Annotated in this window: 17 protein-coding genes; 8 read left to right on the top strand and 9 right to left on the bottom strand. The window is 70.7% G+C overall.

The features are described 5' to 3' along the window. Window positions 1-100: 100 nt before the first annotated feature. The 5 genes from PKF00_RS42920 to PKF00_RS42900 all read right to left on the bottom strand — a co-directional run bounded on the left by PKF00_RS42920 (window position 101) and on the right by PKF00_RS42900 (window position 6,181). Window positions 101-538 (bottom strand): GtrA family protein, encoded by a 438-nt coding sequence (locus PKF00_RS42920; RefSeq protein ID WP_271223548.1) that lies wholly within the window; start codon window positions 536-538, stop codon window positions 101-103. Beyond that, the gene (locus PKF00_RS42915; RefSeq protein WP_271223547.1) at window positions 535-1,485 is read right to left on the bottom strand and encodes a WxcM-like domain-containing protein; all 951 of its coding nucleotides are present in this window, start codon (window positions 1,483-1,485) and stop codon (window positions 535-537) included. Before PKF00_RS42915 ends, PKF00_RS42920 begins: the two co-directional genes overlap by 4 nt. Continuing rightward, the gene (locus PKF00_RS42910; RefSeq protein WP_271223546.1) at window positions 1,482-2,468 is read right to left on the bottom strand and encodes a glycosyltransferase family 2 protein; all 987 of its coding nucleotides are present in this window, start codon (window positions 2,466-2,468) and stop codon (window positions 1,482-1,484) included. Before PKF00_RS42910 ends, PKF00_RS42915 begins: the two co-directional genes overlap by 4 nt. Before the next feature lie 4 nt (window positions 2,469-2,472). Further along, entirely contained in the window at window positions 2,473-3,573 is a 1,101-nt protein-coding gene (locus PKF00_RS42905; protein ID WP_271223545.1) for a DegT/DnrJ/EryC1/StrS family aminotransferase, read from the bottom strand. A gap of 388 nt (window positions 3,574-3,961) precedes the next feature. Continuing rightward, a complete protein-coding gene (locus PKF00_RS42900; RefSeq protein WP_271223544.1) occupies window positions 3,962-6,181 on the bottom strand; it encodes a hypothetical protein in 2,220 nt (739 codons plus the stop codon). Window positions 6,182-6,832: 651 nt separating this feature from the next. Between PKF00_RS42900 and PKF00_RS42895 the strand changes: the two genes are divergently transcribed. The 3 genes from PKF00_RS42895 to PKF00_RS42885 are packed head-to-tail and all read left to right on the top strand — an operon-like array spanning window position 6,833 to window position 10,356. After that, the gene (locus tag PKF00_RS42895) at window positions 6,833-7,951 is read left to right on the top strand and encodes a glycosyltransferase family 4 protein (protein WP_271223543.1); all 1,119 of its coding nucleotides are present in this window, start codon (window positions 6,833-6,835) and stop codon (window positions 7,949-7,951) included. Then, entirely contained in the window at window positions 7,948-9,036 is a 1,089-nt protein-coding gene (locus tag PKF00_RS42890; RefSeq protein ID WP_271223542.1) for a glycosyltransferase, read from the top strand. Before PKF00_RS42895 ends, PKF00_RS42890 begins: the two co-directional genes overlap by 4 nt. After that, entirely contained in the window at window positions 9,037-10,356 is a 1,320-nt protein-coding gene (locus PKF00_RS42885; protein ID WP_271223541.1) for a lipopolysaccharide biosynthesis protein, read from the top strand. Here PKF00_RS42885 and PKF00_RS42880 read toward each other — a convergent pair. After that, window positions 10,340-11,602, bottom strand: coding sequence for a hypothetical protein (locus PKF00_RS42880; RefSeq protein ID WP_271223540.1), 1,263 nt, complete (start codon window positions 11,600-11,602; stop codon window positions 10,340-10,342). The genes PKF00_RS42885 and PKF00_RS42880 overlap by 17 nt on opposite strands. Before the next feature lie 550 nt (window positions 11,603-12,152). Here PKF00_RS42880 and PKF00_RS42875 point away from each other — a divergent pair. The 5 genes from PKF00_RS42875 to PKF00_RS42855 all read left to right on the top strand — a co-directional run bounded on the left by PKF00_RS42875 (window position 12,153) and on the right by PKF00_RS42855 (window position 17,815). After that, window positions 12,153-13,316: a glycosyltransferase gene (locus tag PKF00_RS42875; protein WP_271223539.1), complete on the top strand. Its 1,164-nt coding sequence runs from the start codon at window positions 12,153-12,155 to the stop codon at window positions 13,314-13,316. 35 nt (window positions 13,317-13,351) lie between these two features. Then, window positions 13,352-14,353: an NAD-dependent epimerase/dehydratase family protein gene (locus PKF00_RS42870; protein ID WP_271223538.1), complete on the top strand. Its 1,002-nt coding sequence runs from the start codon at window positions 13,352-13,354 to the stop codon at window positions 14,351-14,353. Window positions 14,354-14,415: 62 nt separating this feature from the next. Then, window positions 14,416-15,369, top strand: a complete 954-nt coding sequence (locus tag PKF00_RS42865) for an NAD-dependent epimerase/dehydratase family protein (protein WP_271223537.1) — start codon at window positions 14,416-14,418, stop codon at window positions 15,367-15,369. Continuing rightward, complete coding sequence (locus tag PKF00_RS42860) at window positions 15,366-16,445, top strand: glycosyltransferase family 4 protein (RefSeq protein ID WP_271223536.1); 1,080 nt, start codon at window positions 15,366-15,368, stop codon at window positions 16,443-16,445. The genes PKF00_RS42865 and PKF00_RS42860 overlap by 4 nt, the downstream gene beginning before the upstream one ends. 5 nt (window positions 16,446-16,450) lie before the next feature. Beyond that, a complete protein-coding gene (locus PKF00_RS42855; RefSeq protein WP_271223535.1) occupies window positions 16,451-17,815 on the top strand; it encodes a tyrosine-protein kinase domain-containing protein in 1,365 nt (454 codons plus the stop codon). Here the strand turns inward: PKF00_RS42855 and PKF00_RS42850 are convergent. The 3 genes from PKF00_RS42850 to PKF00_RS42840 all read right to left on the bottom strand — a co-directional run. Continuing rightward, complete coding sequence (locus tag PKF00_RS42850; protein WP_271223534.1) at window positions 17,793-18,380, bottom strand: arsenate reductase/protein-tyrosine-phosphatase family protein; 588 nt, start codon at window positions 18,378-18,380, stop codon at window positions 17,793-17,795. The two genes, PKF00_RS42855 and PKF00_RS42850, sit on opposite strands and share 23 nt — an antisense overlap. A 272-nt stretch (window positions 18,381-18,652) precedes the next feature. Beyond that, window positions 18,653-20,455 (bottom strand): DUF4012 domain-containing protein, encoded by a 1,803-nt coding sequence (locus tag PKF00_RS42845; RefSeq protein WP_271223533.1) that lies wholly within the window; start codon window positions 20,453-20,455, stop codon window positions 18,653-18,655. Next, the coding region (locus tag PKF00_RS42840; RefSeq protein ID WP_271223532.1) for a hypothetical protein at window positions 20,445-20,882 on the bottom strand (438 nt) is incomplete at its 5' end. The genes PKF00_RS42840 and PKF00_RS42845, both read right to left, overlap by 11 nt.

Raw genomic sequence — 20,882 nt, 5'->3', positions numbered from 1 at the left:
TTGATCGTTTCCTTGCCAATATTGGGACTGGCCGATAATGACACCGTGCCTCATGCTTCCTGGCGCGATATCGCGTTTTCCGCTTTCGCGACACCGGTTCTCAGCGGGGGCTCGGCTCCCTGTGCCGGGGCGCCGCGACCCGCGACGCCCGGTCGTCCTCCGGCGCGCGGGTTCCGCCCCTGAGGACGCGTCGCGTCATCACGAACGTGAGCGGGACGTTGACGGCCATCACCACGACCATCGCGATCCTGCTGTCGAGCCCCGCCCCGGTCAGCGCCGTCAGGAGGGCGAGGCCGACGAGGTAGGAGAGCAGGTACGCGAGGGGGAAGCGCGCGGCGGAGCCGACCGACGCGCGGGTCCTGAACACGAAGAACGTGTTGATGGCGTAGGAGAACGCGACGCCGAACACGTAGGTGACGGAGTAGGCGGCCGACGGCGGCAGCCACCACGACAGCACCAGGAACAGGCCGTAGCCGGTGCAGGTGTTGACCGTGCCGCCCACCAGGAACCGGGCGAACTGGAGCCGCGAGCCGTTCACGTCCGCGCCGGCTCGCTCAGGGCGGCCCTGCGGAACTCCCCGTAGGAGCGGATGTAGTCGTCGGGGTCGTAGTAGTGCGAGGCGAACACCAGCAGGACGGCGTCCGAGGAGTAGCGGTACTGGGTTCCCCAGATCATGGCGGGCATGTGGACGCCGCGGCTGGGACGGTCCAGGGTGATCTCGCGGCGGTTGCGGCCGTCGTCCAGCAGGACGCCGCAGGAGCCCCGCACGCAGATCAGGAACTGTTCGCAGACGCGGTGCGCGTGCTCGCCCCTGACCTCCCGGCTCGGGACGTTGAAGACGAGGAAGTAGCGCTTGGGAATGAAGGGCAGCTCGCGCTCGAACTCCCCCACGGACAGCTCGCCGCGCAGGTCCTTGGCGACGCGCAGCTCGTGCAGGCTCGCCGCCCCGACCCCGAGCCCCACCGTGCCCGGGCGTCTGCTCTCGCCCGCGGGGGCGGGAACGCCGACGGGTCCCGCGTCGGTGACGTATCCCTTGATGCGGGCGGGGTTGCCGACCACGACGGCGTTCGGCGGGACCGAGCGCGTCACGACCGCGCCCGCGCCGACCATCGCCCCCGTCCCGATCTCGACTCCCGGCAGGATCGTACTGTTGGCGCCGATGGAGGCGCCGGCGCGGACCACGGTGCGGGCGAACGCCTCGGGGCGGGCCTTGCTGCGCGGGAACGGGTCGTTGGTGAACGTGGCGTTCGGGCCGATGAAGACGTCGTCCTCGATCGTGATCCCGTCCCAGAGCTGGACGCCGCACTTGACGGTCACGCGGTCTCCAATGACCACGTCGTTCTCCACGAAGACCCCGTCGCAGAGGTTGCAGTCGGCTCCGACGCGCGCGCCGGGCAGCACGTGCGCGAACGCCCAGACGCGCGTGCCCGCGCCGATCACCGTGCTCTCGCAGACGGCGTTCGGATGGATGAAGGTCTGGTTCATGCGCGCCTGCCGGTGAGAAGGAACGGGGAAACGGCCTCGGGAGCGCCGTCGAAGGCCCGGGCCGTGCGTACCAGGGCGAGGGGACGTCTCTTGGTGTTCTCGTAACTTCGCCACGCGTAGGACCCGATGAACCCGAGTCCCAGGGTGTTGAGCGCCCCGAAGAAGGTGATGACCAGGATCGTGGTCGTGTAGCCGGCCGCCTCGATCTCGCCCGTCAGCCGCATGACGACGACGAAGACCGCCAGGCACGCCGCGACGGCGCAGCCGAGCGCGCCCAGGACGGTCAGGACGCGGATCGGCAGATCGGTGAAGGCGAAGACGCTGTCGAGGAGGTAGTCGACCTTCTTGCCGAGCGTCCAGGTGCTCTTGCCGTGGACCCGGGCGCGCCGCTCGTACGGCACCTCGCCCCTGCGGAAGCCGAGCCAGTACACCAGGCCGACGAGGGAGCTGTTGGCCTCCTCGAGCCGCAGGAGCTCGTCCCGGATGCGGCGGTTGCAGCCGAAGACGTCGACCCCGCCCGCGGGGATGTCCCGCACGACGAAACGGCGGTAGAAGGCCCAGAAGACATTGGCGGAAAAGCGTGACATGCCCGGGTCGTCACGCCCCTCGCGAACCCCTGCCACAACGTCCAGGTCGTCGTTGACAAGCCTGTCGAGGAACCTGACCAGGAGGTCGGGCGGCTCCTGAAGGTCGGCGGCGATCACCGCGAAGTAGTCGCCCTGCGCGGCGCGCAGGCCGGTGCGGATGGCGGCGAACGACCCGAAGTTGCGCGCGTGCAGGAGGAGCTGCGACCTGAACGGCGCCTGCGGCAGCGCCTTCTCCAGGAGGGCGAAGCTGTCGTCCGGGCTCGCGTCGACCACGAAGACGAACTCCACCGGCATCCCGTGGCGTTCCTCGACGGTCGCGCTGACGCCGGTGAGCTCGGAGATCAGCCACGGTATGGATTCCGCGTTCCGGTAGACGGGGATGATCACGGAGAACATGACGTCACCAGGTGTTGATGTGGAAGATCACTCGCGCGACCTCCTCGTCGGAGAGTTCGGGATAGCAGGGGAGCGTCAGGATCGAGGCCGCCAGCTCGTCCGTCACGGGAAGGCCAGGCCACGGCCCGAGCTCCGCCAGGCAGGGCTGGCGGTGGTCGGGAACGGGATAGTGCACGTCGGTCAGGACGGACGCCTCGGCGAGATGGGCCCGGAGCGCCTCGCGGTCGTCGCTCACGACGACGTAGAGATGCGCGACGAACTCCTCGCCGTGGACCTCGGGACACCGGACCTTCGGATGGACGATCTCCCGCGAGTAGCGCGCCGCGATCTCGCGGCGCCTGGCGTTCCAGCCGTCCAGCAGGGGCAGCTTGGCCCTGAGCACCGCGGCCTGCAACTCGTCGAGACGACTGTTGCGTCCGCCTCGGACGCTGATGCGGTACTTCGACTCCCACCCGTACTGCCGCAGACGTCTGACCCGCTCGGCGACCTCCGGGATGCCCGTCACCACGGCGCCGCCGTCGCCCAGCGCCCCGAGGTTCTTGGTGGGATAGAAGCTGAAGCTCGCCGCGGCTCCGAAGCTCCCCGCGCGTCGTCCGTCCCTGCGGGCCCCGTGGGCCTGCGCGCAGTCCTCGAACACAGCGACGCCGCCGCGGGAGGCGACCCTCAGGATCTCCTCCATGTCGTGCAGGAGCCCGAACAGGTGCGTCACCACGACCGCGTCGAGGTTTCCCTCCTCGACGACCCGCCCGAGGCGGTCCGGGTCCATCAGCTTCGTGTCAGGGTCGACGTCGACGAAGACGGGGTGCGCGCCGAGCGCCGCCAGAGCCGTGGTCGTGTACGAGCCCGCGTTCGCGACCGTGGCGACGCGGCTTCCCGCGCCGACCCCCAGGGCGCGGAGGCCGAGCTCGATCGCGTCGGTCCCGTTGGCGACGCCCACGCAGTGGTCCGTGCCGCAGTATTCGGCGAATTCCCGTTCGAAGGCCTCGCCGTCCCTGCCCAGGACGTACCAGCCGCTCGCCAGCACACGCTCGACGGAGGCGCGCACAGCCGTTTCCGTCGACGAGGCGTGCCGGCTGAGATCGTTGATCGCGATTCGGTCCGCCATGTCTTCCTTCGCTTTCTCCGAGGTTCTAGAGGAAAGGCGGATGTTGGTGAACAGGATGCATCGTCGGCCCTCTGCCTTCGGTGAGAGTTCAGGACCGCTCCGGCGAGCCCTGGTCGCCGTTCCTGACCGACACCGCATCACACGCCCGGCGGCCGACGCGACAACCGCTGTGCCGCATTACGGTATTCTTGGCCGTGGATTGCCGCGCTTTGGAGATCGCCTTCCTCGCCTTTTCCCCGGTCGGCCCCGACGCGTGACCCGGGCACCCGGAATCGACGGGGAAACCAGTTGCCCGCGTTTCTCATGAATGCCGGGAACAACCCGCTCTGATGGCACTCCGCCCCGTTCGGGCCGGCCGGCGCATGCCGCGGACCACCGGCCCGGGTTATCACGTCAGGGAATCATCGGGAATGCGGTAGACGGCGTAGTCCCCCGACCTGAATCGCAGTCGCGCGAAGTCGCCGATTCCCGGGTTCGCGCCGCTCCGCGCCTCCTCGACGAGCCAGCGCACGCCGTAGACGTCCCGCAGGCGTCGGATCACGTCCGCCGAGGGGGCGCGGAAGGCCGTGTCGTTCAGCCGGATCCGCTCCTCGTCCCAGAAGGGAAGATGCTCGGGCGCCAGACCGGGACGCCATCGGGCCAGGTTCGTCGCCGTGTACATCCACCCCTCCACCAGCACGCGCCGTTCGCTCAGCGCCGACAACCAGAAGTGGCGGCTGTCGCAGCGCGGGCCGTCCGTCCAGAGACAGTGGGCGTTGGTGGCGAGCAGGTCGCCGGGGTCGGAGTTGGCGCGCAGCCACCGTCCGGTCTCGGCCGCTCCAGACGGGACGGCCTGCGGGGCCGCCGCCCCCGCCGTCGGGGAGACGCCGTCGCCGACGCCGACGAGGTCGCCGACCGTGGACAGGACGCGCGCGTGCAGGTCGGCGGGCAGCCCGAGGGCGGCGCAGGCGGCGACCACGAGGGCGAGGGCCCGCACGGCCCCCCGTCTGACGACCAGGAACGCGACGACCGGCACGGCGACGGCCAGCAGCGCGACGTAGGGCCGGTACAGCAGGGTGTCCGGCTGCCCCGGGCGTAGGGGCACACCGACACCGCACAGAACGGGGACCAGGTAGGCGGCGAGCACGCCGGCACAGACGGCGGAGACCACCGCCCCGCGTGACACCCGGGCGCGCCGCAGCAGCACGACGACGCCGTAGACGGTGACGGTCGCCAGGCAGGGGTAGGCGCCCCACAGGAAGAACAGCTGACTGCGGGCGGGATGCCCCAGCAGGAACATCGTGCCGAGGCCCGCCGCCCCGACGCCGAGCATGAGGGCGGTCGCGGGGCGCACGAGCAGCCGCGGGCGGCTCAGCAGGCCGAGGGCCCCGCACCACGTGACGCCCCAGCACAGCAGGTAGACCAGCGTGATCCCGAGCACGGAGGCGGGCGGGGGCTCGGCTCCCACTCCCAGCCCCGTCAGCTCCTGCCACGAGGTGCGCATGTAGGACAGCGGAGAGACGGTCGTCGCCTGGCTTCCCCTGCCGAACAGCACGAGCTGCGCGTACAGGAAGCACGCCGCGGTCATCCCGAGCGCCGCGAGCACCGGCCACGACGGCCTGCGCCGCCTGACCGTCTCAGCCGCGGCCACCACGACCAGCCCCGCGCCGGCCAGCGGAAGGTAGGTGGCCTTCGCCCCCGTGACCGCCACGAGGAAGATCCCCAGCAGGAGCCAGCGGCGGGCGTCCCGGCGCCGATGTTCGAGAAGGTCGACGAGGAGGAGGAGGATCGGGGCGAACATGAGGGACCCGAAGGTCTGGGTGGGACTCGTCCAGGCGAGATCCGCCACGCCGCCCCAGGTGAACGCCCCGTTGCTTCCCAGGTAGAGACTGGGGACGGCGACGAAGACCGTGGCCGCGGCGGCCAGCGCTCCCCCGGCGCACGAGCCTGTCACGCGCCGCCCCGTCATCGCGCACAGCACGACGAACGCGGCCAGCATCGGCAGCATCGCCAGCCGGAACAGCAGCACCAGCGGCTCCAGCCCCGTCACCCAGCTCGCCGACGCCAGGTGGGCGTAGACGAACCAGTGGTAGAAGAGCGGCTCACCGGCGACCATCGGCGTCATGGGCGGCACATGGTGCTTCAGCTCACCGGCCAGGGCCAGGTGGAACGGCATGTCGACGGAGGCCGTGCCGAGCCCTGGCCAGGTCAGGGCGTGAGTCCTGAAGAACGACGCGGCGCTCCACAGCAGGAGGTAGGCGAACAGCAGCGCCAGGGACCACGACGACCACACCGGGGCCCGCACCAGGCGGGCGCCGCCCCTGAAGTGCCGGCGCAGGCGGGGAACGGACAGGAAGAGCGCGTACACGGTGACGGGCCACGCGAGCACGAGCAGCGGGAACCCCAGAGCGCGCGCGGCGAGGTAGGCGAAGAGCTCGACGGCGTACCCGAGGGCGAGGCCGAGGGCGACCTCCTCGGCCAGGGTGCGGCCGCCGCCGTACAGGGCCCGGACGAGCAGCACCCCGGGAAAGGCCAGGCCGAGAACGGCGTAGGCGGCGAAGAGCGCCTGTTCCGACGCGGAGACGCCGTAGAAGGCCAGCACCCCCACTGTGAGGACGGCCGCGAACACGGCGGGCGACCACCGTGACACCGTGGAGCCCGAAGGGCGTGGGAGCGCGAAACGACGCCCTCTCCCCCGGTTCTCTCCGTGATCTCCTTCGCCGTCCCCGTGAACGGGCCGTGCTTTCCGGGGCGGGCCGGGCGCGAAACCGCGAACGGGCGAGGTCGTGTCCATGGGCCCAAGCCTGGTGAAACGTGTGCCGCCGACGCGCCGGGACTCCGGCCCGCGGCCGTTTCTTGCCAGTCATTTTGCGAGGAGCACGGGCGGCGGCCCGCATTCGCCGGCGATAGGAGGAAACGCCGCCATGGCGGCCTTTCCCGGGTTTTCCTTCCGCCCCTTTTCCCGGGGAAGGCGGCGGCCACGAATCCGGTCGATTCACCGCCTTCTCAATGCCGCACCCGATGCCCGAAACTCCCGGACCCAGGTAAATGACGGGCTCCGCGACCGTCCGCCAGTACGATTCACAGGCCAGCGCCAGCGTCGCCTCGGATCCCGTGGGACACGCGCGACCTCGACCTGGACGACCGGCCCGAACACCGCGGTTCTCATGCCAACGGGAGCCGCCGAACTCTTCCCCGCCACGCGACCGCGACGGCGGCGCGGGTCCCACCACCTCGACCGGGCGCGGCGACCGGAGATCTATCCCGAAAAGAGGATGACATGAGAATTCTCCACATCGGATATCGGCTTCCTCCCGAACGGGGCGGGAAGGAGCGCTACACCGCGCGCCTCGCCCACGAGCAGCTTCTCCACGGCCACCAGGTGATGATCGCCCACCGTCACGGCCGGGCGCCGGACGGCGTGGAGACGCTGCCGCTGACGCCGACCCGGGTGAGCCAGGCCATCTCCAGGAAATCCGATGTGACCGCCTTCGCCATGGAGTGCGCGCACGCGCTCGGCGGCGCGGGCCGGATCGACGTCGTCAACGTGCAGGGCGACCACAGGGAGGCGCTCGCCCTCGGTCCCGCCGCGCGGCGGCTCGGGATCCCCCTCGTCCTCACCGTCCACGGCGCCCTCACCTCGCGCCATCGGCCGATCATGCCGTGGGCCTTCCGCCAGGTGGACGGCTTCATCACCATCGGCGCCCGCCCCACGGACGACCTGCTCCGGGTCGGGATACCCGGCAGGCGGATCCGCACCATGTCCAGCGGCCTGGACCTGCCGCACCTGGCCGTCGTCCGCGGCCGTGTCCCCGTCGAACCCGGGCTGGTCGTCAGCGTGGGCTCGCTGGAGAAGGTGAAGAACCACGCCCTGACGATCAGGGCCTTCCGCGAGCTGCGCGCCGTACGCCCGCACACGCGCCTCGTCATCATCGGCGAGGGCCCGGAGCGCGCCCACCTCCAGCAGCTCGCCGGACCCGAGTCCGGCATCCACTTCACCGGGCAGCTGTCGGGCGACGACGTCTACTCACTGGTGAGCCGGGCCCAGGCCTTCGTGCTCGCCTCCCGGCGCTTCCCCACCATCGGGGAGGGCATCCCGACCGCGGCCCTGGAGGCCCTCGCCCTCGGAACCCCCGTCATCGTCTCCTCCGACGCCACGCTCGACCCGGTCATCGAGGACCGGGCCGCCTACCGGGTGTTCCCCAGCGGTTCCGGCGAGGAGCTGGTGGCGCACCTGCGCACGGTGCTCGACGACGAGACGACCCGCCTCCGGATGATCGAACGCGGCAGGGAGGCCGTCTCCCGCCTCGACTGGCCGACGGTGGCCGCCCGCGTCGAGGAGTGGTACGAGAGGTTCATGCCCGGCAGGACGTCCCGCCTTCCCGTGGAGGTGTCGTGAAGGGCCCGCACGTCTGCGAAGTGATCAAGTCGCTGGACGTGGGAGGAGCCGAGGTCCTGCTCGTCGAGCGGCTGCTCGCCGCTCCCGCGACCGGCAAGCGCTACACCGTCGTGTGCCAGCAGGCGTCCTCCCAGGAGCTCTCCGAACGGCTGCGCTCGGCGGGCATCGGGGTCGTCGACCTCACCCCGACGCCGCGCCACCTCCGCTACGCGCATCTCGTGCGCCGGGTCAGGGCGCTGCGCCCCGACGTGCTCAACGTCCACTCGCCCGTTCCCGCGGCCCTGCTGCGTCCCGCGTCCCGGCTGTGGAGACCTCGCCCCGCCCTGGTCTCGACGGTCCACAGCGTGCGTTACCGCCTGCCGACGATGGTGCTCGACCGGGCGACGGGGTGGCTGGACGCCCGGACCGTCGCGGTCTCCCCGCAGGTGGCCGGAGCCGCCACGAGCTGGGGGTCCCGCGGCCTGGTCACCCGGGTCCACGGGGTCAGCGTGACGCGGCAGCGGCGCTGGGCGGCGGAGGCGGGGCAGACGAGACGGATGTGGAACGTTCCATCCGACGCCTTCCTCGTGGTGCACGTCGGCAACCTCCGCCCGCCGAAGAACCACGGGTTGCTCGTCGAGGCGGCGGCCCTGGTGCGGCGGTCGGCTCCCCACGCGGTGTTCCTGCTCGCCGGATCGGGCCCCCTCGCCGAGCAGGTGACCCGCCGCGTCGCCGAACTGCGGCTGGACAACGTGCGCCTGCTCGGACACGTGTCCGACGCGGCCCGCCTGATCGCGTCCGCGGACCTCCTCGTGCTCAGCTCCTCGTACGAGGGACTTCCCGTCGTCGTCATGGAGGCTCTCGCCGCCGGCGTCCCGGTCGTGTCCACCGCCGTCGGCGGGGTGCCCGACCTGGTGGAATCCGGCCGGAACGGCATCCTCACCACGCCTGGGGACGCCGAGGCGCTCGCCGAGGGCGTGCTGCGGGCGATGCGCCCCGAGGTTCACGCGCGTCTTCGCCAGGGCGCGCGGGACAGCGCGGACCAGGTGGACATCGGCGTGGCCGCGGAGTGGTTCGACCGGCTGTACGACGAAGTCTGCCGGTAGATGACACGTGTGCTCGAACGTGTGCTCCCACGGATGCGCCCGCCCGGCGGGCGCCATCTGCGCACGTTCACGTCGCTGACCACGGCGGGCCTGAGCGAGGCGATCCTTCCCTCCCTCACCCTCATCGCCCTGGTCCGGTCCGCGGGAGCGGAGAGATCCGGGCAGGTCATCTTCGCCCAGGCGCTGGCGAGCATCTGGTTCCTGCTGTGCGACCCGCGTCCCGAGGACGCGGCACAGCGCTTCGTCCCGATCGAACAACGGCGCAGCGGCAGGGGCTCGGCTCTGTTCCTCCGCCTGCTGCGCTGGGACGTGGCGATCGGCGTCGCCGCCACGGGTGTGGGGCTCCTGCTGGCGGCGGCCGCCCACCTGCTCGGCCTCGCCACGGGCGAGTTCGCGCTCATGCTCTCCGTCGCGATCGTCACGCGCGGGGCCATGGCCTCGCACGGGGCCTCGGGCGCGGGCTTCGCCCTGGCCGACAGGCTCCGCGACCTCGGTCTGCTCAGGATGGGCTGCGCGGTCCTGTCCGCGGGGCTGGCGATGGGCGGGCTGTTCGCCGGCGGCCCTCTGGCCTACCTGGCGGGTCAGGCGCTGGGCGCGCTGGTGATGGCGGTGACGCTGTACACGCGGGCGAAGCGGATGGTCCTCACGGAGTTCGGCCCCGCCTCTGCGCGTGTCTCCTTCCCCTCCGGCCTGGTCGGCTTCTCCGTGAAGGCCTCCGTCGGGACCTTCGTCGCGGGAATCTCCGACTCGGGGATCCTGGCCGTCGCGGCCGTGCTCGGAGGTCCGAGCCTGGTGACCATCCTGAAGATCGCGACAGCGCCGGGGCGGATGTACGCGAACCTGGTCATCCCGGTCGCCGCGATGCTCTATCCCCGGCTGGCCCAGGCGGCGGTGACGGAGGACGGCAGAACGCTCATCAGGAGAGACCTGGTCAGGGCGAGCCTGCTGCTCGCCGTGGTCGGCGCGGCCTGTCTCACGGTGGCGCTCCCGACCGTCAACGACGTCCTCGGGATGATGTACGGCGAGCAGTACGCCGAGGTCGGGACGGTGGCCGCGCTGATCCTGGCCGCCGAATGCGTCAGGGGGCTCTTCTGCTGGTCGAACGTGCTTCCCCTCGCCGTCGGCAGGCCGAGCTGGCGGCTCGCCTACCTGTCCGCCGAGGGGCTGCTCCTGCTGGGCGCGCTCTTCGCCGCCGACCTGGTCGCCCCTGACGCCTTCGGGACCTCGTTCTCCTACGCGTGCGGCACGCTGGCCGTCGCCGTCGTCGGGGTGGCCGTGTGGGCCACCCTGCTCCGGCGGATCGTCAACGGCCGCGGATAGCCGGAAGCGGCCGGGGCGCCGGGGAGCCCTCCTCCTCCCGCGGCTCCCCGCTCCCTTCCCGTTCCGGCGTCCTCGTCCACGCGATCGCGGAGAGCAGGCTGGTGACCATGATGATCGGCATGCGCTGGCGGAAGATGAGGCCGATGTTGGCCATGGTGGTCGCGTAGACGACCATGCTGGGAACGATGAACAGCAGAAGGGTCCAGAACATGCCGCGGTCACGACTCCAGAGTCTGCGGGCCCCGCGCACGGCGCTGTAGAGAAGGTAGTACCAGACGATCACTTCGAGCTTGCCGAGCTGCAGCGTCATGCTCCCCTCCATCCAGGGGAAGGGCGACAGGAGCGTGTAGAGGAGTTTGGGGCCGAGCGCCCCCCACGGGCTGCCGCTGTCCTCGAACGTCACCCCCGACTCCTCGTTGGCCACGGCGCGGCGGAGGTCGTCCGACTGCCCGTACTCCAGCTGTTCCTGCATCGTCCCGAAGGGGCCCCCGTCCGCCGCCCCGCCGACGAGGGCGAGAACGGCGGCCAGCAGCACCGACAGCAGGGCCACGGCCCGGAGGGACGGCGCCCTCCTGGAGCCCATGAGGCTGAGGGCCAGTGAGGGGGCGCACATGAAGACCATGTAGGGACGGACGTGCCACAGCGCCCACAGAAGAGGAGCGAGAACGGCCAGCTTACGGATGTCGAAACGTCGCAGGTTCGAACACGCGAGGCCGAGGCAGGCGACGACGAGGAAGGCGTTGAAACCGTCCTTGAACATGTCCGACGTGTGCACCAGGAACGCCGGCGTGAACGCCGATATGACGAGCAGCAGAAACGCCGAGCGATCGTCCGCGCCGAGCAGCCGGGCGAACCTGTACATCACGATGCACAGCCCGCAGGCGAGGAGCGCGACGGCGGCCGTGCAGGCCAGCGCGGCTTTTCCGCCGCACAGATACATGATGAACGCGAAAAGGTTGCACGGCACGGCGACGGATTTCAGGGCGTCGCCCTGCCCGGTGTCGACGAAATGAACTCCGCTTCGTTTCCACTCCTCGACTATCTCCGCCGCCGTGAACTCGTAGGTGAGGTTGTCGCCGCCGTACCAGTTTCCTCCGTTCCGCATGAGAAGAACGTGAACCGCGATCCTGGCGGTGAAAGCCACGAGCAGCACGGGAAGCGCCTTCCAGACGGTTTCCGCGCCGAAGTTGACGTGAACGAGAAACACGAGGGCGACCGCGGCGGCAGCAACGAAAACGTACTCCATGAAAAACCATCTCCAGTCCGCCTCAAAGTCGTCTGCCGTGGGACCGTCGGACGGCACGGCGCAGGTCTTCGCACCACGGGGCGACGCGGATCCGGGCACCCACTCGGCCACGGTGCCGACACTGCGCCGTGGCGTCGATCCCTGAAGTCACATTCCACACCGATCCGGCATTTCGCTTCTATCTTCCGTTCCGCCGCATCCCTCTCGGAGATGCCCCAACAACCGGATACGGGCGAAATCACCACCATGGCGACCGAAAGCCCCCACCTTCACCCCGGAAAGGTACACGCGCCGGACGGCCAAAATCCATAAACAGACACGTCACAGGGGTAAATGTTCTCGAAAGCCAATGACCGTCGTCCGTTTCGGCGTCATATGCCGTCAGGCCGTGGCAGGGCGACGCGGCCGCCGCCGCACGCCTATCGCCTGGATCACGTCCGGGTAGGAGGTAGGGAAACATTTCACCACCACCGTTATGGCACCGCCGAACGGGTTGAATCCCCGGATAGCTTCTCCGACATGTCTCTGATCCCTCGTTGAGGAGCACGTGATGCGAGACCGTCGGATTCGTGTCATGGAAGTCATCGCCAGGATGAGCGGTGGCGCGGCCAGACACGTCATCGAGCTACACCAGTTACGAAACTCGGAGGAGTTCGACCACCGCGTTTACACGGGCCACGTGGAGGCGGACGAAAGCGACCTCATGCGGTTGCGGAGCGCCGCCGTCCCGGTTCACCGGGTGCCGGGGCTGGGAAGGTCGATCAGGCCGACCGACGACTGCCGCGCGCTCACCCATCTGATCAAGGCCATGCGCGAGTTCCGGCCGCACGTCGTCCACACCCGCACGGCGAAGGCCGGTGCCCTGGGCAGGGTGGCCGCCCGCCTGTCCGGCGTCGGCCCGGCACGGGTGCACACCTTCCACGGCCATCTCCTGTACGGATACTTCTCCGGGCCGAAGCGGCGCCTGTACGTCCAGGCGGAGAGGTTTCTCGCCTCCATGTCCGACCGGCTCGAGACAGTCGGCTTCCAGGTCCGCGACGACCTGCTGAAGGCGGGGATCGGCCGTCCCGAACAGTACGTCGTGATTCCCCCGGGCATCCGGCTCGACCCGGTGCCGGACCGCGAGACCGCCCGCGACCTGCTGGATCTCCCGCGAGACGTGCCCGTCGTCGCGTTCGTCGGCCGCCTCACCCAGGTGAAACGGCCGGACCGGCTCATCGCGACAGCCGAGGCGGTGCTCCGGCGGATTCCCGACTGCCGTTTCGTCGTCTGCGGGGGCGGCGAGCTCAGCCAGGAGGTCGAACAGGGTGTCGCGCCCTTCCCGCACGCCTTCCACCTGCTCGGCTGGAGAAGGGACGTGGAGACGGTCTACTCCGCCGCCGACGTGGTCCTGCTGACCTCGGACAACGAGGGCACGCCGCTGACGCTCATCGAGGCGGGGATGGCCGGGAGGCCGACCGTGTCCACGCGGGTGGGAAGCGTCGCCGAGGTGGTCAGGCACGGTGAGACCGGCCTGCTGACCGCGTGCGACGCGAGCGAGCTGGCTGAGCAGACCGTGCGGCTGCTGTCCGACCGGGTGCTCGCCTGCCGGATGGGCGAGTCCGCCCGCAGATGGACGCTCTCCTCGTTCGGGGCGGAACGCCTCGTCGCCGACACCGAAGCCCTTTACCGATCGCTGAGCGAAGAACGGCAGGACTGCCGGGCGCACAGCTGAGCGACCAACCGTACGCATCCGAACAGGGGAAGCAAGTGAGTGAAACACCTACGACCACGTACCTGCTGACGGGTGGCAGCGGATTCGTCGGGTCGCATCTGGCCGACGCGCTGCTCGCACGTGGTGACTCCGTCGTGGTCCTGGACAACCTGTCGACCGGGCGGCTCGCCAACCTCAGCCCCCATCCCGGCCTGCGGTTCGTACAGGGCTCCGTCCTGGACGAGCTCATGGTCGACGAGCTGGTCCACCAGTGCGACGTGGTCGTCCACCTCGCGGCGGCGGTCGGCGTCAAGCTGATCGTCGAGCAGCCGCTGCGCTGTCTGACGACCAACATACGCGGCTCCGAGATCGTCATCGAGGCCGCCCATCGGTACCGGAAGAAGCTCCTGATCACCAGCACGAGCGAGATCTACGGCAAGAACTCCTCCGGGCCGCTCAGGGAGGACGCCGACCGCATCCTCGGCAGCCCCGCCGTGGTGAGATGGGCCTACAGCACCGCCAAGGCCGTCGACGAGATCCTCGCCAACGCCTACCACAAGGAACGCGGCCTGCCGACGATCATCGTGCGGCTGTTCAACACCGTCGGCCCCAGGCAGAGCCCGGCCTACGGCATGGTCATCCCCCGGCTGGTCGAGCAGGCCCTGCGGGGCGTGCCCCTGACGGTGTTCGGCGACGGCACCCAGACCCGCTGCTTCGCCCACGTCGCGGACGTCGTCGACGCGCTGGTCAGGCTTCTCGACCACGAGGCCGCGGTCGGCCAGACCTTCAACATCGGCTCCGCCGACGAGGTGAGCATTCTGGAGCTCGCCAAGTCGGTCATCGAACTCACCGGATCGACCGCCGGGGTCGACCTCATCCCGTACGCCGAGGCCTACGTCGCGGGCTTCGAGGACATGACCCGCAGGGTGCCCGACACCACGAAGCTCCGGATGCTCACCGGCTGGGAGCCCCGGCGGAGACTCGACGACATCCTCGTGGAGACCATCGCCCACGCCCGTCAGGAGACGGCGTCGGCGCAGAGCCCGGCGAACGCGTGACCGGCTCGACGGAGCGCGCTGATCATGCACATGACTGCCAAGCCACCGAGGGGTGAATGACTGTGAAGATCGTTGTGACCGGCGGAGCCGGGTTCATCGGCGCGAACCTGTGCGAACAGCTGTCCCTGCGCCCCGACGTCTCCCGGATTCTCGTCCTGGACGACCTGAGCTCCGGATCACCGGCGAACCTGCGAGACACCAGAGCCGAACTCGTCCACGGCAGCATTCTGGACCGTTCCCTCCTGAAGGAGGTCGTGAGCGAGGCGGACGCGGTCGTGCACCTGGCCGCCCGGCCGTCCGTGGCCATGTCGATCGACGACCCGGAGGGATCCCACGAGGTGAACGCGACCGGCACCCTGCGGGTGCTGGAGGCGTGCCGCGCCGAGGGCGCGTACGTCGTCGCCGCCTCCTCCAGCGCCGTCTACGGCGACAGCGTGGAGAACCCGAAACACGAGGCCCTCGCCGCCAGGCCGCTGAGCCCGTACGGCGTGAACAAACTGGCCACCGAGGCGTACACCCTGGCCTACGCGGCCAGTTTCGGCATGCGCACCCTCGCCCTGCGGTTCTTCAACGTCTACGGCCCCTTCCAGCCCGCCGACCACGCGTACGCCGCGGTCATCCCGGCCTTCGTCGACGCCGCGCTCAGGGGCGAGCCCCTGCGCGTCCACGGCGACGGCCTGCAGACCAGGGACTTCACGTTCGTCGAGACGGTGGTCTCGGTGCTGGTCGACGCCGTCATGCGTGAGGTGACCAGTGAGACCCCCGTCAACGTCGCCCACGGCGCCCAGGTGACGCTGCTCGAGCTGGTGCGGGAGCTCAGCGCGGTGCTGGGACGTCCGCTGAAGATCCGCCACGACCCTCCTCGCAAGGGCGACATCAGGGACTCGCAGGCGTCCTGCGACAGACTGCACCGACTGTTCCCCGACATCGCCCCGGTCTCGCTGGACGTCGGGCTCCGGCGCACGGTCGACTGGTTCGAGCGGACGATGACGACGGACAGCGGGAGACCACGGTGATCTCCGGGGAGTCTCTCGCCGTCGCCGCGTCCACGGGCGCGGCGGCGTTCGTCCTCGTGGCCGTCTTCACCGAGCTCATCCGGCGGTTCGCGCTACGACTCAAGATCGTTGACCGGCCCGCCGCGAGCAGGCCGCACCGCCGCCCGACGCCCTATCTCGGAGGCGTGGCCATCGTCGCGGGAACGCTCCTGCCCGCGACGGCACTGGCCAGGGACTGGGACCTCAGAATCGTCACGATCATGATCAGCGCTGTGATCGTCGCCCTGCTCGGGGTGATCGACGACTGCAGGCCGCTCAGGCCCCTCTGGCGGCTCGCCGTCGAGGGCGTCGCCGCCGCCCTGGTCGTCGCCTCCGGGGTGCGCCTGGAGTTCTTCGGCAACTGGATCGACGCCGCGGGCACGCTGATGTGGATCGTGTTCGTCACCAACTCGTTCAACATGATCGACAACACCGACGGCGTGCTCGGTTCCATCGGCGCGGCCGGCGCGAGCGTCCTGTCGGTCACCGCGCTCATCTCGGGCCAGCCGACCGTCGCCCTGCTCCTGCTGGCCATGGCGTTCGGTTGCGTCGGCTTCGTCGCGCACAACTGGAACCCCGCCCGGATCTTCATGGGCGACGCGGGCTCGCTGTTCATCGGATTCACCCTGTCGACGTGCGCGGTGATGGTGTTCGGCCAGACCGAGCCCGTCACGGCCCTGCCCTGCCTGCTGCTGTTCACCTTCGTGCCCGCGCTCGACACCTGTCTGGCGATCGTGGCCCGTCAGCGGGCGGGGCGTCCCTGGCTGATCGCCAGTCCCGACCACCTGGCACACCGCTGTGTCGCCGCCGGCTTCAGCCCCCGCCAGATCGCACTCGTCATGGGCGGCGCCACCGCGGCGACGAGCCTGCTCGGCATGCACATCCTGCTCGGCTGGGTCCCGGGAGCCTTCTCGCTCGCGGGACTGGCCTGCGTCGGCGTCACGCTCGTGGCGATCCTGGTGCGGGCCCCCGGGCGGTATCCCACTCCTGCGGTCCGGCCCCGCCGCGTACGCCGCGAGAAAAGCGTGGCTCTGGCCTCGTCCGAAGGAAGGCACTGAATCCTGTGAACCTGCTCTACTACACACGGCTCATGCGCAGGAACTGGCTGCTGCTCCTTCTGTCCCTGGTCATGGCCGTGGTCGCGGCGCTGGTGGTGACGGCGAACACACCGCCCAGGTACGTCGCGACGATCTCCATGCTGGTCTCCGGCCACGACAAGGAGGGCAGCCTCTCCACCGCGTACCAGGCGGGGATGCTGTCGCAGCAGAGGATGCAGTCCTATGCCAGCCTGCTGTCCAGCCGCCGGGTGGTCAGCCAGATCGCCAGCGGTGCGGAGATAGGGCGTCTGCAGGCGAACATCACGGTCGAGGCCGTCCCCTCGACCGTGCTCCTGCGCGTCACGGTCGGGGACACCGACCCGGCGCGCGCCGCGCGAACGGCGAACGACCTGGGCGAGGCGTTCTCCCGGCTGATCGACGAGATCGAGCGTCCCACCCCGGACAGCCGCCCGACCGTCAAGGTCACGACGGTGGACCGGGCGGAGATCCCCACGGTCCCGATCAGTCCGAGGCCGCCGGTCAACCTCCTGCTCGCCGTCACGATCGCGCTGTTCGCCGCCGTCGGCTCGCTCGTCCTGCGGGACCGCCTGGACACGACCGTCAAGACGAGCGAGGCGCTGCAGCAGGCGTCGAAGAGCTCGGTTCTCGGGGTCATCGACTACGAGCGGGACGCGCGACGCCACCCCCTGATCGTCAGGGCCCAGGGCCGGTCGTCCCGGTCGGAGGCGTTCCGTTCGCTCCGCACCAACCTGCAGTTCATCGGCGTCGACCGGCAGCCGAAGTCGCTCGTGGTCAGCAGTTGCCTGCCGGGCGAGGGCAAGTCCTCGACCTCGGCCAACCTGGCGATCACGCTGGCGCAGGCCGGTTGGCGGGTGGTGCTGGTCGACGGCGACCTGCGCCGCCCGAGCATCCCCGGCTACCTCGGGATCGAGGGAGCCGTCGGCCTGACGGACGTGCTGATCGACAGGGCCCGCCTTGAGGACGTCATCCAGACCTGGAGCGAGCCGAACCTGTCGATCCTGCCCAGCGGCCGCATCCCGCCGAACCCGAGCGAGTTGCTCGGCTCGCAGGGAATGCGTCAGGTGCTCGGCAGGCTCTCGGAGACGTACGACATGGTGATCATCGACGCGCCGCCGCTGCTGCCCGTCACCGACGCCGCGACGCTCGCGGCGGTGTCCGACGGCACGCTGCTGGTCGCACGGTACGGCAAGACCAGGCGCGAACATCTCGCCCGCGCCGTCGAGGCGCTGTCGTCGATCAACGCCCGCGTCGTGGGAAGCGTGCTGAACTTCGCCCCGGCCAGGAACAGCCGGTACTACGGCTACGGGTACGGCTACGAGCCCAAGGTCAAGACGCTGACGAACGCGTGAGCAGCCGGAGCGGGACGGCCAGCGACGTTTCGATCATCCGTCCCGCCGCCCGGTGCGCCCACCGGGAACGCCGGTAGGGGTCGGGGATGTCGGGCTGGTCCACCCGGACCAGCCCGCGCAGCGACCGCGCCTCGGCGACCAGCGCGCGGGCCCGCAGCACCGGATCGTCGTGCCTGACGACCGTCCGCTCCGGCACGGCGCGGACGAGCGCGCCGAACTCCGCGATGGTGAAGGCCCGAGTGGCGGCCGCCAGATGCCTGTCCACCGCTTCCGCGCGGTGCCGGACGGTCGCGGTCAGCACGAGGTCGGCGGCGGCGACCAGCTCCTGAGTCAACGGCTGGGAGACGAAGCCCTCCGGGTCGCCGCCGAGACGGAGCAGGACCCGCCGCGCACGCTCGTCCATCCGCATCCCCGGTTCGGCGTGGGTGCCCGCGCTGGCCACCTGGAACTCCGGACACCGCAGGAGCGCGGACCTGGCCAGCCGTTCCGCCAGCGGAGAGCGGCAGATGTTGCCGGTGCACACGAACAGGATGCGGAAACCGGCGTCTTGCCGTGTCGTCGGCACCGCTCGCGCCTCCCTCCAACGTCGCGGACCTCACAGGCCGGACCGGAAAGCGGGATGCTCCCGCGCGGTCGCGCCCCGCTGAGCGCGACGGTAGATCGCCCGGCACGGCCGCCCAGCCGCGGCACGCCGGGCTTTACGCTTTCCTGCCGAACCACGCCGAAGGCCCCGCGGGGCGGGGCCGGCGGGGCCTTCGGAGACACGATCGGCGTCAGGGAGCCTTCAGGGGGACACCTCCCTGAGCGCCACCGGGGAACGCCGCGGGGCGCGGACCGTCAGGGGGCGCCCCGGACCGCGGCCCCCTCGACCGGGCAGCCCCTCGCGTCCTGGGTGATCCTGGTGCGCTGGGGACGCGCCAGCGGCTGCACCGGCGTCAGCGGCGTCCCGGCGGTCGCGGGTTCCCGCAGGTCGAGTTCGAGCGTCCTCGACTGCCTGGGATCCAGCTCCAGCAACAACGAGTAGACGGGGTGGGAACGTTCGGCCTCGCTGATGACCCGCACGCGGTCGCCGTCGAGCCTGGCCGCGCGGAGTTCCGCTCCGACCCCGGCGTACAACGACACCCACAGCAGGTTGGAGCCGACGGCGTGCGCGCGTCCCGGGGAGTCGAGACGGTTGGTGACGTAGACGGGCAGCTCGCCGTGCGGCACGTCGTTGGTGAGCCGGACGCTCACCTTCGTCGAGCGTGTGCCGCCCGAACAGGGCCCCAGCGCGTAGTCGAGGGAACGCTCCAGGTAGTAGTCGAGCTTGCCGCCCGCCGAGTTGTTGACCACCAGGCCCGCGAACGGTCCCGGCCGCCGCGGCAGCACACCGCCGACCGGGGTCTCCGCCAGCACCCGCTGTTCGGCTTCCCTGCGGCTCCAGATCTGGATCCTCCGTTCGCCCACCATCCGGGACAGCACGGCGAACAGCCTGGCCGGTCCCGCCGACGACTCGGTCAGCGCGTCGCCGACGGCGCCTGCGACGCTGACGAGGAACCGCTTGCGCTCCCGAGGGTCGGGGTAACGGGCGTAGGCCGCGCGTTCGGTGAGGTCGACGACGTTCTCCGCGGTCAGCGTCTCCCCACTGGGAAGAGCGACAGGGCCGATCAGCTCCAGCAGGTAGGACAGGCCGACGGGGTCGGTGGCGATGGCCCCGTCAAGGCGTCGGCGGTTCTGCCGTTCCCACAGTTCGGCCCAGGTGCCCGCGGCGTACGGGAAGTGCGGGGAGAGGTTGGAGACGGACAGCATCCTGGTGGCGGCGGAGCCGTACCGCCCACGGTAGGCCGGCCCGTAGTCGGCGACGGGGGTGGGGCTCTCGCCGAGGCCGGTGTTCGCGGAGAGACCGTCGATGCCGATCTCGCCGTGGTCGGCCTCCAGGACGCCGAAGGCGCCGACCAGGCCTCCGGTCCCGCGCGCCTCCGCGTTGGTCTGGAAGGCCAGGAAGTAGCGGCGCGGACCGTCGTGCCCCAGCATCGGGGGCAGCAGCGTCGCGGCGGTCGCCGCGTCACCGAGCCGGCCGCGCAGCCGGTCCACCTCGCTCAGCACCGTCTCACGCGCCTGGTCCAGCGAGTCGATCCCGGTCTCCGCGGGAGTGGCCGCCAGGCGGGAGCCCACTCCGGCGAGCCGGGCGGCGGCGGCGCCCAGGGTCGGCGCCGCCGCGTCGAGATCGGCCAGCGTCCGCCGCACGTCACCCAGGGAGTGCGTTCTCCCCGCGGCGAGCGCGGTTCCGAGCGGCTGAGCGTCGCGCAGCACCTCGGTCAGCACCTCGGTCACCTCCGCGACGCCCTCCGCCAGCCCGCGCACGGTGGTCGCGCCCTGCCCCACCAGGGGGGCGTGCGCGATCACCGCCCAGTCCAGGCCGCCGGTGAGTCGCCGTGCCTCGGTCGCGGGCCGCCGCGCCTCCGCGAGCGCCCCGGCCATGGAGCCGAGGTCGCCCGCGTCGGCCAGCGTGCGCAGCCGGAGCAGCGCGTTCCTGGTCTCCTCCAACCTGTCCCGCACGCTCAGGCCCAGATAGGCGGACCAGCTCCCGGCCATGGCGAGCATGGCGACGGGAACCAGGAGGCCTGCCGCGACGACTCGTCGTCTGGTCCTACTCGCCACTGGAAGAGCGGCGACCGACGAGTTCCCTGAGGTGCTCGGCGAACTTGCTCCTGAGCTCACGGTCGGCGAACCTGCGACCGCTGAACCCGTGGTCGACGGACCCGCGGTCGACGGACCTGTGATCGGCCAACCTGTGGGCAACGGTCCCGCGGTCGGTGAACCTGTGATCGGTGCCCCTGTTGTCGGCGCCCCTGTTGTCGGCGGACCTGTGATCGGCCAGCCTGTGGGCGGTGTTCCCCTGGTCGGCGAACCTGTGATCGGCGTCCCAGCGGTCGATGAAGCCGCGGTCGGCGAACCTGCGGTCGGCGACCCTGCGCTCGGTGAACCTGCGGTCGGCGGCCCTGCGCTCGGCGGGCGTCATGAGACGGAGCCTGTCCTGTGCCTGGGCCAGCCCGCCGCCACCGCCGCCCCCCCCCCCACCGCCGCC

Origin of the sequence: Streptosporangium carneum, assembly GCF_027922005.1 — a bacterium.
Lineage (GTDB): Bacteria > Actinomycetota > Actinomycetes > Streptosporangiales > Streptosporangiaceae > Streptosporangium > Streptosporangium carneum.
Note: the sequence above shows the minus strand (reverse complement) of the source record. Positions and strands in the feature narration are given on the sequence as shown.